Genomic DNA, 12,722 nt, shown 5'->3' on the forward strand with positions numbered 1-12,722 from the left:
GTGCTATATCGGCCGTCAGCTGGCTGCCGACGATGCCGCGGATGTCGTAGGCACGGAAAATCGCCGGATCGAGGGCCACCGAGGGCGCACGCGCCACCGACGTCGCGACCTGCGCAGACGGGGCGACCAGGCCAGGGATCGGCGCCGGCGGCAGGCGCGGCTTGCGTCCGACGTCAGCGACAAGAACGTCCTCCGGCTCCGACTCAGCCACTGGCTGAGGCCGTTGCCGCGCCCACAGCAGCAGCACGCCACCCCCGATGCCGATCAGGGTGAGCAGGACGGCCAGCATCTCGGAGTGCGGAATAACGATGAATGCTTTGGGCGAGGCCGCGTAGACGTAAAGCGATGTACCGGGAACCTGCTGACCTTCCGGCGATACCTCGCCGGATGACGAGCCGACCGACTCCAGCATGAGGCTGTCTCCGCCACCGCCCTGGCGCAGTTCGAGACGCCCGCTGCCGGGCGAGGATGACGCGAACTTCTGTCGGATATCGTCGAACGGGTATTCGAGCCAGACCCAGGCGCGAACCGCACCATCGGCGTTGACCGGCTCGGCCACGGTGAGCCGGCGTTCGCTGCCGTGCGCCGAGCTCGACGCGAGGGGTGCCGCGGTCGCGCCCAGTGCCGCCATCAGCTGGGCCGCCTTGGCGTAACCGAACTCACGGTAGTTGGCACGGACCACTTCATCCAGGCCGCCGCTGTAGATTTCGACGGCCGACGTGTTCGGCAAAAGCGTACGCAGGCGCGCGGCGGTAGCGGCATGGTCGTCGATACCCGCTGCCACCTGCGGATCGGTAACGGCCCGCATGAGCTGGCTATGCCGGACGGCGTAGAGGTCGCCGAGGTCGTGCACCGCCTGGCGCTGGGCCAGGCGCGTGCGCTCGGCCGCATCGCCCTCATCGGCAATCAGCCATGCCTGCCACGCGCAGAACGCGCCGCCAGCTATCAGCAACGTGGCGCCGATCAGCGGCAGCACGCGTCGCATATCGATACGAAGCCCCCGCTTCGTCCCTCCCTCGTTACGCCCCATGCTGCCCCTTGCTCCCCGTCACCTGTCAGCCAACGCCCGTCGAACCAAATCCGCCTTCGCCCCGTTGCGAAGGGCTGAACCCGTCGACGACGCGCAAACGTGCCCGTCCTACCGGCACCAGCAATAATTGCGCAATCCGGTCACCCGGTGTGATGGTCAGTATCGCGTTTCCGCGATTCCAGCACGAAATCATCAAGGGCCCCTGGTAATCGGCATCGATCACGCCAACCAGGTTACCCATGACCAGCCCCTGCTTATGGCCCAGCCCGGACCTCGGCACGATTAGCGCACACCAGGCGGGATCACCGATATGGATGGCGAGACCTGTTGGTACGAGGAGGCTCTCGCCGGGAGCCAGGGTCACGGGGGCATCGACCGCCGCCCTAAGGTCCATGCCGGCGCTGCCGTCGGTCGCGGGCTCGGGCAAGGAGATGGTGTCGCCCAGGCGGGCGTCGAGAATCTTCAGTTCGATATCGATCAAGGCTCAGGTTCCGCTGCCAGCAAGAAAACGTTGGGCGATATGGGTGACGAGCTGGCGCGCCAGGTCCGTCTTGGGCATCTGAGGCAGCGCGGCGCCGCCGTCGCGCCAGTAAAGCTGCAGGGCGTTCTCCGCTACTTCGAAGCCGCGCCCCGGACCGACCTCGTTGGCCGCAATCATGTCGATGCCCTTGCGACGCAACTTGTCCTGCGCATACGCGGCCAGCTTCTTCGTCTCCGCCGCGAAGCCAACCAGGAAGGGACGATCCGGAAGTGACGCCAGCGAGGCGATGATGTCCGGATTCTCGGCCAGCTCGAGGCGAAGCGGGTTTCCGTCGGTCTTCTTCAGCTTGTGGTCGGCGGTGTCGATCGGGCGGTAATCGCCTACCGCAGCCGCACCGATATAGATGTCGCTGCTGCGGGCCGCCTTGAGGACGGCTGCCTGCATGTCTCGGGCACTGCGCACGTCGATCCGGTTCACGCCCGCAGGTGTCGGCAGCGAAACCGGACCGGCGACGAGGGTGACCTCGGCGCCCGCATCGCGCGCGGCGGCGGCGACGGCGAACCCCATGCGCCCGGAACTGCGATTGCCGATAAAGCGTACCGGGTCGATGTCCTCGTACGTGGGGCCGGCGCTGACCAGGACGCGGCGGCCGCGTAGCGGTTGTTCACCGAACGAAGCCACCAAAATGTCGCGCAACTCGTGGGGCTCGAGCATCCGTCCGGAGCCGATGTCGCCGCAGGCCTGGTCGCCGTCGGCCGGACCAAGGATCCCCACGCCGCGAACACGCAACGTACCGACGTTCGCCTGCACCGCCAGGTTCGCCCACATCTGCTGGTTCATGGCGGGCGCGATGTACACGGGCGCAGCGGTGGCCAGCACCACGGTGGCGAGCAGGTCGTCGGCAAAGCCATGGGCGAGGCGCGCGATGGTGTCGGCGCTGGCCGGGGCGATGAGCACGCGCTCGCCCCACTTGGCCAGTTCGATATGGCCCATGGCGGCTTCGCCCGCCTCGTCCCACAGACTGACTCGCACCGGCTGGCCGGAAAGGGCCTGGAACGTGGTGGGCGTCACGAAATGGGTGGCGCCTTCCGTCATGACGACACGCACCTCGGCCTCGAGATCGCGAAGGCGACGGACGAGTTCGCAGATCTTGTAGGCGGCGATACCACCGGTAACGCCAATCAGGATGCGACGCTGGCGAAGACTCATGGCGAAACGACGCTGCTTCGGAGGGCCAGTTAGCTTAACGGATTTCAGGAAGCCCTTTTTTTCAGAATCGTTCTATCGCCAAGGCGATGGCCGCAACCTTAAGTTGTCCGTCGGGCCGTCACTCGGGATGGCAGGACAGGGAATACGAGCGTATGAAGCGGGCGACTTCCCATCGGACCGAGGTCCGCGATGCAGGCGTGCAGCCTGCGGTGTACCGGCCCCGGCCGATCCGTCAGTGGCCTGAAGGCGAGCGACCCCGCGAGCGCTTGCTGGCCCATGGCGTGGCCGTGCTGTCCGATGCCGAACTCGTTGGTGTACTTCTCGGCCACGRCACGGCGGGCTGCGATGCCGTCGCCACCGGCCGTATGTTGCTCACCCAGGCCGGCAGTCTCGGTCGGCTGCTGGCCGATCCGGACCACCTCCCCCGCGTCAGCGGCGTCGGGCCAGCCAAGCGGGCTCGCATCATTGCGGCACTCGAACTGGCGCGGCGATCGTTGGGCGAAGGCCTCGCCGAGCTACCCCGCATCGAGAGTCCGGCCGACAGCGCCGCGTATTTCCGGGCGCGGCTCCGCCACCTGCCCCACGAAGTGTTCGCCGTCCTGTTCCTGGACACCCGCCATCGCGTGCTGGCGTACGAGGAGTTGTTCCGCGGCACGATCGACGGCGCGAGTGTGTACCCGCGGGAAGTGGTCAGGGCCTGCCTGCGCCACCACGCCAGTGCGGTCATTCTGGCGCACAACCACCCGTCCGGGGTGGCCGAACCCAGCCGTGCCGATCGGGACATCACGCGGGTGCTGGTGGAAGCCCTGGGCCTGATGGACATCCGGGTACTCGACCATCTCGTGATCGGCCATGGCGATCCCGTCTCGATGGCCGATCTGGGGTTGCTCTGATCACCCATAAAAAAGACGGCGCGAGTGCCGCTCGCGCCGTCTGGGGGCCATCTTTCGAGGGAGGGGCGTCGATAACCCTTGTGCCGTCGGCCGGGGAGACACCGGGCACAAGAGGAATTGTGACGGCAACCAGTTACAGCGCCGTGACGTGCCGAAAAACAGCTGATGACGCCTTGAAGGAATTGACTTATGCACATTGACCAAGTTTTCCACTTGGGCGTCACATCTGCTGTCCTCGCGGAGGTCACGGCTATAAACACATGATTACGCACGACTTTAGTTATTACGCATCGAAGACATTTCCTGTAGGCGCCTTGCAGCTTCCGTTTCGGCCCTTGTTGCCCACAGAGTTATCCACAGGCCTGTGGATGAACCGCACAGGCTGGCGCGACCGGCGTGGGCGCCCCTTCTGATAGGATTGCCGGTTCCATATCCGTGTCCCGACTCCCGTGAAACAAGAGCTCAAACAACTCGTCCTGCAAGCCATCGGGGCTCTGCGGGAGTCCGGCAAACTGCCGTCCGATTTCGTCGCGCCGACGTTCGTCATCGAACGCACGCGCAGCCGCGAGCACGGCGATTTCGCGACCAATGTCGCCATGATGATGGCCAAGGCTGCCGGCCGTAAGCCGCGCGATATCGCCACCGACCTGGTCGAGGCGTTCCCCGCGTCAGCGCTGGTGGGCAAGGTCGAGATCGCCGGGCCTGGGTTCATCAACTTCTTCCTGGCCCCGGCCGCGTTTCATGCCGAGATCGACCGCGCGCTCGCCGAAACCACCCGGTACGGCAGCAACCAGGATGGCGGCGGCCGCCAGGCCGGCGTGGAATTCGTGTCGGCCAACCCGACTGGCCCGCTCCATGTGGGCCACGGCCGCGCCGCGGCCATCGGCGACAGCATCAGCCGCCTCCTCCTGGCCAGTGGCTGGAAGGTGACGCGCGAGTTCTACTACAACGACGCCGGCGTACAGATCGCCAACCTGGCGCTGTCCACGCAGGCGCGTGCCAAGGGCATCGCGCCGGACGAGGCGGGCTGGCCGGAGTCCGGCTACCGCGGGGACTACATCGCCGAGGTCGCCCGTGCCTTCCTTGCGCGCGAGTCTGTCGAGGCCGACGGTGAGACGGTCGTCGCCTCGGGCGATGCCGATAACCTCGACGATGTGCGCCGCTTCGCGGTGGCCTCGCTGCGCCACGAGCAGGACCTCGACCTCAAGGCCTTCGACGTCGGCTTCGACGTCTATTACCTCGAGTCCTCGCTGTACAGCGAGGGCAAGGTGGAAGAAACGGTGCGCGAACTGGTCGCCCACGGTCACACCTATGAAGAAGGCGGCGCGCTGTGGCTGCGCTCCACGGACTTCGGTGACGACAAGGACCGCGTGATGCGCAAGTCCGACGGCACCTATACCTATTTTCTCCCCGACGTGGCCTATCACCGCACGAAGTGGCAGCGCGGCTATGAGCGCGCCATCACCGAGCTGGGCTCCGACCACCATGGCTCGCTGGCGCGCGTGAAGGCCGGCCTCCAGGCCCTCGACACGGGCATTCCGAAGCAGTGGCCGGAATACGTGCTGCACCAGATGGTGACGGTGATGCGCGGCGGTGAGGAAGTGAAGATTTCCAAGCGGGCGGGCTCCTACGTCACGCTGCGCGATCTCATCGACGAAGCCGGCCGCGACGCCACCCGTTACTTCCTGATTGCGCGCAAAGCCGACTCGCAGCTGGTCTTCGACATCGATCTGGCGCGTTCGCAGAGCAACGACAATCCCGTCTACTACATCCAGTACGCCCATGCCCGCGCCAGCCGCGTCTTCCGTGAGCTGGCCGATCGCGGGCTGTCGAGCGACCGGGGCAACGGACTGGCGAAGCTCCCGCTGCTCGACACCGAGCACGAGCAGGCGCTCATGGTCGAGCTGTCGCGCTACCCGGAAATGGTCGAGTCGGCCGCGGCCAACCTGGAACCGCACCTGATCGCGCAATACCTGCGCGAGCTCGCGGGCTCGCTGCACAGCTACTATCACGAGCACAAGTGGATCGTCGACGACGCCGACCTGCGCGACGCCCGTCTCGTGCTGGTCGCCGCGACGCAACAGGTCATCAAGAACGGTCTGGATCTGCTGGGCATTTCCGCCCCGGAGAGCATGTAAATGGCAACACGCAAGAAGGCAAAGGGTCGTCAGGCCGTCCGCAACGGCTCGAACGGCATGCCGGGCTGGAGCTGGGCACTGATCGGCATCCTCGCCGGCGCCCTGCTCATGGCGTTCGCGATGCGCGGCACGTGGATGCCCATGATGCGCCAGCACGACGGTCCCGAGCCGAACCCGCAGGCCACGGCACAGAAGGGCAGCGACCCGGGCGTGGTCGACTCCACCGAGCCCGAGAAGCCGAAAAAGCCGTCGTACGATTTCTATTCCGTGCTTTCCGAGAAGGAAGTGCGGATTCCGGATGCCGAAATCCGCGCGCAGGCCAGCGCCGAAGCGCAGCAGAAGCAGCAACAGCAGCAGGCAGCCCAGCAGCAGGCGGCAGCCCAGAAGGCCGAGGCAGCCCAGCAGCAGCAAGTCACCGCCGCCGCGGCGAACCTGCCGAAGGCCACCACGCAGACGGTCACGGCCGCACCGGCACAGCAGGCACCTGCCGCGCCGGCCGCCACCTCGGGCTATCTGCTCCAGGTCGGCGCGTTCCCGAGCGCCGCCGACGCGGAAGCACTGAAGGCCAAGCTGGCACTCCAAGGCTTCGTCGCCAACGTGCAGGCCGTGAAGGTCGGCGCCCAGACCTACAACCGCGTCCGCCTCGGCCCGTTCAAGTCGGCGACGGATCTGGAAGGTACCAAGCAGCGCCTGCAGGCGGCAGGCATCAGCGCCATCGCCCTGAAGGAAGGCAGCTGAGGGATTTCCTCACTGCCGCTGCAAAAAAAGCCCGCCGGAAACGGCGGGTTTTTTGTTTTCAGCGGCCGCGCTACGTCAGCTGCCGCGCTTGAGACGAATCAACGCCGAGATGTCGTCATCGCCGTATCCCTGGGCCATCAGTTCGCCGAAGTCGGCGAGCGACTGCTCGATGATGGTCCGGTCGGTACCGGCCTCGCTGGCGATGCCACGTACGATGCCGAGATCCTTGTGCAGCAGCGCCAGCTTGAATCCCACTGAAAACTCGTTGCGCAGCATTGTCGCGCCGCGCTTGTCGAGGAACCAGTTGCCGGCCGCGCCAGCGGCAAGCGTGGGAATCAGGCGATCCGCTTCGAGGCCGAGCGCCTCACCGAGGGCGAGGCCTTCCGTCACCGCGTGGGCGATGCCGGCCACCAGGACCTGGTTGACCGCCTTGGTGGCCTGACCACTTCCCACCGCGCCCATGTGCGTGATCCGTGCACCGTAGGCCTCGAGAACCGGACGCGCGCGCTCGAGCACCGCTGCGTCGCCGCCGACCATCACCGAGAGCTTGCCGTTCTTCGCGCCTTCCACACCGCCCGATACAGGCGCGTCCAGGAAGTCCACGCCCACGTCCGCGAGAATGCGCGCGGCGCGCTTGGCCGTGGCCGGGGCAACGGTGGAGTGGTCGATGACGATTCCACCTTTCTTCATCGCCGGCGCCAAAGCCTGCACGACACCGATAACGTCAACGTCCGCACTGACGCACAGGGCAATGACATCCGCCGAGGCGGCGATACCGGCTAGATCGGGCGCCGCGACGCCCAGTTCCTTCGCCAACGCATCGGCRCGCGCCTGGGTGCGATTGCCGACGGCGACCAGCAGACCCTTCGCCTGGAGGTGGCCGGCCATGGGCGCGCCCATGGCGCCGAGTCCGATAAACGCTGCCTTGATGCTCATGCCGTGGTCTCCGCGAGGTAGGTGTAGCCCGTGAGTCCCTTGTCGAGCGAGGCGTACAGTTCCTCGGCCTCGGCGCCGACGATGCCGGCGGCCGCGAGACGATCGACATACGACTGGCGCAGTGCCTTGAGGTCGTAGCCCACGTAGTCGAGCATCAGGTCCGTCGTGTCGCCACGGCGGATGTGGGCGAACTCATAACCCTGTGCCGTCGCGCGCACGTTCACCGCGTCGGTGTCGCCGAACAGGTTGTGGATGTCGCCCAGGGTCTCCTGGTAGGCGCCGACCATGAAGATGCCCAGGCGATAGGACTCGCGGTCATTCAGCGCGTGCAGGGGCAGGCTCACGTCCACGCCCTCGGCATCCACGTAGTGATCGATGCGGCCGTCCGAGTCGCACGTGAGGTCAGCGATGACACCACGGCGCGTCGGCTCTTCGTCGAGCCGCGAGATCGGCACGATCGGGAAGATCTGGTCGATCGCCCAGATGTCCGGCACCGACTCGAACACGGAGAAATTGACGAAGTACTTGTCGACCAGCTTCTCGTCGAGGTCGTCCAGCGCCTGGCGGTGCGCACGCTCGGCCGGCAGCAGGCGCGGCCGCACGGCGTTGGCGATGGCGTAGAAAAGTTCGTCGAGCGTGGCGCGGTCACGCAGGTCCAGCTGGCCGAGCGCGTAAAGCGAGAGACCTTCGGCCAGGTGATGCTGGGCTTCGTGGAACAGTTCCAGCGGCGGACGCGAGTCCAGCTCGGCGTGGGTTTCGCGAAGGTGACGCAGCACGCTGGGCTCGCCCGGACGACCGGCAGGCACGGCGCCTTCGGGAACCGGCTCCACTTCGCTCACGTTGACGATCATCACCGCATGGTGGGCCGTCATGGCCCGACCCGACTCGGTGAAGATGACCGGCGCCTTCATGCCGTGCTCGGCGACCGCCTCGGCCAGGGGCTGGACGATGCTCGCCGCGTATTGGCCCAGACTGTAGTTGATCGAGTTGTAGCTGCGCGAGCGGGTGCCTTCGTAATCGACGCCCAGGCCGCCACCCACGTCCACGATCTCGATCGGCACACCCAGGCGATGCAGCTCGACGAAGTAGCGCACGGCCTCGCGCATGCCCGCGGCGATGTCGCGGACGTTGGAGATCTGCGAGCCCATATGGAAGTGCTGCAGCTTCAGCGTGTGCTTGAGGCCGGCCGCGTCCAGACGCTCGATCAGTTCGAGGATCTGGCCCGGGCTGAGACCGAACTTACCCTTGTCGCCGCCGGTGTTCTGCCACTTGCCGGCACCGATCGAGGCCAGTCGCACGCGCACGCCGAGAAGAGGCTCGACATCGAGCGCCTTGGCTTCGGCGAAGACGTGGTCGAGTTCGGACAGCTTCTCGATCACGATGTGGACGCGCAGGCCGAGCTTCAGGCCGATGAGGGCCAGGCGAATGTATTCGCGGTCCTTGTAGCCGTTGCAGACCACCATGCTGCCCGGGCGCGCTTGCGCCAGCACGGCCATCAGCTCGGGCTTGGAGCCGGCCTCGAGACCGAAGCCCTGCTCGCCGGCGGCGACCAGCTCGCTGACGACGCCGCGCTGCTGGTTGACCTTGATCGGGTAGATCGCCGTATACGAGCCGGCGTAGTCGACATCGTCGATGGCCTTGGCGAACGCCTGCTGCAGGCGGGCGAGACGGTCGGCGAGGATGTCCGGGAAACGAATGAGCAACGGCAGGCGCAGGCCTTCACTCGTGGCCTGGTCGACGATGGCCGGCAGGTCGAGGGCCGGGCCCTCGTCGCCGCGAGGGCGCATAAGCAGGTGGCCGCTATCGGCCACGTCGACGTAGCCGTTGCTCCAGTAAGGAATTGCGTAGGTCGACTTGGCGCGGTCGGTGGTCCAGTTCGCCATGGGCGGAAGATCTCCAGGTGATTGTGTCGTGTCCCCCATCGGGGGTGCGCGGAACAGTCGCAGCGGCGAACTTTGACCTGAAGCGGGCCTGGCGGCCGGGAGCCTCGCACGCCGCGGGGCCAACCAGACTGGGCCTGCGCGGCGGGGTGACCGCCTGCAGGCCGCGTATTGTACCGGGCCGCCATGACATCCGTGTATCGCCCAGCGGGCCGTGAGGTAGCACCTACAAGCCTGTCAGGCCGAGGCCGGTGGCCGCTTCACCGCCCGGAGCCGGTACAATCCCCGCTTTCGATCCCCTTCCCGTTTGCAGGAACAGCGTCATGTCGCAGCAGCAGCTCAGCTGGTTTACCGAAGCTCACCAGGCTTCGGGCTCCTCCATCGGTTTCCGCGTCGAGCGCCTGTTGCACGCCGAGAAGACCGAGTTCCAGACCATCGAGATCTACCAGACCACCGATTGGGGCAACCTGATGGTGATCGACGGTTGCGTGATGCTCACCGGCCGCGACAACTTCCTGTACMACGAGATGATGACCCACCCGGCGCTGTTCACCCACGCCCGCGCCAAGCGCGTCGTCATCATCGGCGGCGGCGATTGCGGCACGCTGCGTGAGGTGCTCAAGCACGAGGAAGTCGAGAGTGCGACCCAGGTCGAGATCGACGAGCGCGTCACCCGCCTCGCCGAGGAGTACTTCCCGGAACTGTGCGAAGCCAATAACGACCCCCGCGCCGAGTTGCTCTTCATCGACGGCATCAAGTACATGGCCGAGGCGGCGCCGGAGTCGATCGACCTGATCATCGTCGACTCGACCGACCCGGTCGGTCCGGCCGAAGGCCTCTTCAACGCGGCCTTCTACGCCAGCTGCTACAAGGCGCTGCGCCATGGCGGCATCCTGGTCCAGCAGTCGGAGTCGCCGATGGCGCACATCGAGCTGATCAAGGCCATGCGTTCGGCCATGCGTACCACCGGCTTCAAGGCCGTGCGCACCCTGCCCTTCCCGCAGCCGTGCTACCCCACCGGCTGGTGGAGCTGCACCATGGCTCGCAAGGACGGCGATCTGTCGGGCTTCCGCGAGCGCGGTGCGATCAGCAAGAACTTCCCCACGAAGTACTACAACGCCGACATCCACAAGGGTGCGCTGGCGCAGCCCGAGTTCATGCGCGAGGCGCTGGGCGAGTAAGAAGGAAATGCAGAAAGTGTGGGAAATGTGGGAGCCGCTTCAGCGGCGAAAAGCCAACGAAGCGGCTTAGCAGGAAGCCATATCGGAGCGTAGCGGTTTAGCTGAGAGGCCATCGCCGGCATAGCCGGCTCCCACACAAATATAAAAAAAGGCGGCCATCGGCCGCCTTTTTTTATTTTGCCGGGTCCGGCTTGGAAGGTTCCCAGCCGACCGGCGCTTCCGGCGGCATGCCGTAGGCCCGTAGCGAGGCGAGGATCACGCTCATCTCGGTACCGCCACTGCGCGCCAGCATCAGCAGCTTCTGCGCCGTGGCCTTGTCGCCCTGCGCCTGCAGGTTCAGTTGCGCGAAGCGCTGCATCTGCCAGATCAGGTTGAGACGGGCGGTCTTGGCGGAGGCCTGATCGGACGCGTCGGTCGAAAGCGTCTCACGCAAGTGCAGGCCGAGGGAGCGACCGAGCGGGCTGCTGCCCCATTCGAGCACCTTGGCCAGTTTCAGGCAGTCGCCGACGACGGACGCTTCATCCTTGTTCTCGTCGCAATACTTCGCCGTGGCCTGGAAACCCGGCATCGGCTGGGCACTGGCCAGGCCGAACACCAGCACCATCTGCACGCCTGCGGCACCGGAGCCCTGGAGGGGATTGAAGGTATCCGCCGGTGGCGGCAGTTGCGTGACCGAGTTGGCCAGCGCCTTCAGGCTGGCACCAAGGTAGTCGTCGTAGACCTTCGCATTGGCGGCACGCGTGAGATCGGCCCGTACCTCGGCCTTGGACGCGTTGTTATGGCCGTCCACACCCAGCTTGAGCAGCCACACGGCCGCGTTATCGGGCGCCTGCTTCTGCAGCGTGGCGAGCGCTTCGGCGTTCGGGCAGGCGTCGGCCTTGGTATCGCAATCGGCCAGTCGCGCCCAGGCGACCTGGGGACCGGCGTCCTCATTGCGCGACGCCCGCTCGAGCAGGGCGTGGTAGGTGAGCACCTCGGGCGGGTTCACCAGCGGGCGCGCCAAGAGCGCGGCGCCAAGCAGGGGCTCGGGCTCGGTCCGCAGCGCGAGCACGCTGGCCAGGTCCTTCTGGAACTGCAGAAGGGCCCGGGTCTGGTCCTTCTGCGCCGCCGGCCCCTTGGCCGGTCCCGTCGCCGCACCGGGCCACGGCGTTGCCGCAAAGGCGGGTAGCGAAAGCAGGCCAGCTAGGGCCAGGGTCACGCCGCGGCGTCGCCGCATGGGCCATCTCCGTGAAATAAAACGACAAGAATACGGTTCGACCATGAACGGAAGCTGCGCCATCCGGCCTTCACCAAGCGAAGACATTGCTACTATCGGTCCGAGCGCGGGGGGATCGGGACAGCTGTCCGCATGACCGCACCAAAGCAATCCTGCGACAGAACAGGAGTTTACAGTGGATCATTTTGCCTTTTTCACCAGCGCGCCCGCTGGTTTTTTCGTCGGCTGGGGCACGCTCACGCTGATCAACGCCGGCCTCGCACAAGGCAAGAACCGCAGCGGACTCGCCTGGTGGGCGATCTCGCTCTTCCTCGGCCCCCTGGCGACCCTCATCCTGGTCGTGCTGCCGAAAGTCCGCGCAAAGATGTTCTGACCCGTTTGCGTGGGTCCGCTGGGTGTGTAGGCTAGGAGCCCTCCCACGGCAGGTGCGCGCGAATGCTTACGACGCTCGTAGCAAGCAGCAAGGGTGGTTGTGGCAAGACGACGCTGGTCACCCAGCTGGCCACCCACTGGGCACAGGCCGGGAAGAAGACGGCCATCGTCGACGCCGATCGACAGCATTCCAGCCTTCGCTGGGTCAGCCGGCGGCCCGAGAACGTACCTGGCGTCACCGCCGTCGAAGGCAGTCGCAGGGCCTTCGACCGCTTGCCGGCCGATGTCCAGCGAACCATCGTCGACACGCCGGCAGGCGTCGGCGAAAAAGAACTCGAGCCCTACCTGGAAAAGGCCGATGTCATCCTCGTGCCGGTACTGCCCTCGCATTTCGACCTCGACGCGACGCTCGACTTCCTCGCCGTGCTGCAGGCCATACCGCGGGTCAAGCGGGGCAAACTGCCGGTCGCCCTGGTCGGCAATCGGCTGAAGCCGTGGACCAACGCCAGCCAGGCCGCGGTCGCCGAACTGGGCGAACGCGCTCCTTTTCCCGTGGTTGCGGAACTTCGCGACTCGCAAGCGTACGTCTTGCTCACGGCGCTCGGTAAAGGCATCTTCGATTACCACTCGGAAAACGTACGCGGACAC

11 protein-coding genes and 1 pseudogene are annotated in these 12,722 nt (G+C 66.2%); 6 read left to right on the forward strand and 6 right to left on the reverse strand.

Translation table 11 applies throughout. The features are described 5' to 3' along the window. The 3 genes and pseudogenes from AC1DYM_RS22340 to coaBC form a co-directional block, all read right to left on the reverse strand. A pseudogene (locus AC1DYM_RS22340) lies at window positions 1–1,030 on the reverse strand (phosphomannomutase/phosphoglucomutase); the annotation flags it as partial. A 25-nt stretch (window positions 1,031–1,055) separates the two neighbouring features. Then, window positions 1,056–1,511, reverse strand: a complete 456-nt coding sequence (gene dut / locus AC1DYM_RS22345; protein ID WP_477342144.1) for a dUTP diphosphatase — start codon at window positions 1,509–1,511, stop codon at window positions 1,056–1,058. A 3-nt stretch (window positions 1,512–1,514) separates the two neighbouring features. Beyond that, the gene (gene coaBC / locus AC1DYM_RS22350; protein ID WP_477342146.1) at window positions 1,515–2,720 is read right to left on the reverse strand and encodes a bifunctional phosphopantothenoylcysteine decarboxylase/phosphopantothenate--cysteine ligase CoaBC; all 1,206 of its coding nucleotides are present in this window, start codon (window positions 2,718–2,720) and stop codon (window positions 1,515–1,517) included. Window positions 2,721–2,872: 152 nt separating this feature from the next. On the opposite strand from coaBC, the gene radC reads away from it, so the two are divergent. From radC to AC1DYM_RS22365, 3 genes are all read left to right on the forward strand, one after another. Further along, entirely contained in the window at window positions 2,873–3,613 is a 741-nt protein-coding gene (gene radC / locus AC1DYM_RS22355) for a RadC family protein (RefSeq protein WP_477342148.1), read from the forward strand. A 449-nt stretch (window positions 3,614–4,062) separates the two neighbouring features. Then, entirely contained in the window at window positions 4,063–5,751 is a 1,689-nt protein-coding gene (gene argS / locus AC1DYM_RS22360) for an arginine--tRNA ligase (protein ID WP_477342150.1), read from the forward strand. Continuing rightward, a complete protein-coding gene (locus AC1DYM_RS22365) occupies window positions 5,752–6,489 on the forward strand; it encodes an SPOR domain-containing protein (protein WP_477342153.1) in 738 nt (245 codons plus the stop codon). 75 nt (window positions 6,490–6,564) lie between these two features. Here AC1DYM_RS22365 and AC1DYM_RS22370 read toward each other — a convergent pair whose 3' ends face one another. Beyond that, the gene (locus AC1DYM_RS22370; RefSeq protein WP_477342155.1) at window positions 6,565–7,425 is read right to left on the reverse strand and encodes an NAD(P)-dependent oxidoreductase; all 861 of its coding nucleotides are present in this window, start codon (window positions 7,423–7,425) and stop codon (window positions 6,565–6,567) included. Beyond that, on the reverse strand, window positions 7,422–9,308 hold the full coding sequence (gene speA, locus AC1DYM_RS22375; RefSeq protein ID WP_477342157.1) for an arginine decarboxylase: 1,887 nt from the start codon (window positions 9,306–9,308) through the stop codon (window positions 7,422–7,424). The genes AC1DYM_RS22370 and speA overlap by 4 nt, the downstream gene beginning before the upstream one ends. A gap of 320 nt (window positions 9,309–9,628) precedes the next feature. Here speA and speE point away from each other — a divergent pair, with 320 nt between their 5' ends. After that, the gene (gene speE, locus AC1DYM_RS22380; protein WP_477342158.1) at window positions 9,629–10,486 is read left to right on the forward strand and encodes a polyamine aminopropyltransferase; all 858 of its coding nucleotides are present in this window, start codon (window positions 9,629–9,631) and stop codon (window positions 10,484–10,486) included. A gap of 172 nt (window positions 10,487–10,658) precedes the next feature. Here speE and AC1DYM_RS22385 read toward each other — a convergent pair whose 3' ends face one another. Continuing rightward, entirely contained in the window at window positions 10,659–11,702 is a 1,044-nt protein-coding gene (locus AC1DYM_RS22385; protein WP_477342160.1) for a hypothetical protein, read from the reverse strand. A gap of 175 nt (window positions 11,703–11,877) precedes the next feature. Between AC1DYM_RS22385 and AC1DYM_RS22390 the strand changes: the two genes are divergently transcribed. Together AC1DYM_RS22390 and AC1DYM_RS22395 are read left to right on the forward strand one after the other, a co-directional pair. Continuing rightward, the gene (locus tag AC1DYM_RS22390) at window positions 11,878–12,075 is read left to right on the forward strand and encodes a hypothetical protein (RefSeq protein WP_046969422.1); all 198 of its coding nucleotides are present in this window, start codon (window positions 11,878–11,880) and stop codon (window positions 12,073–12,075) included. Between the two features lie 62 nt (window positions 12,076–12,137). After that, the coding region (locus tag AC1DYM_RS22395) for a nucleotide-binding protein (protein WP_477342162.1) at window positions 12,138–12,722 on the forward strand (585 nt) is incomplete at its 3' end.

It is taken from the genome of Luteibacter sp. P1_D3 (assembly GCF_056406135.1).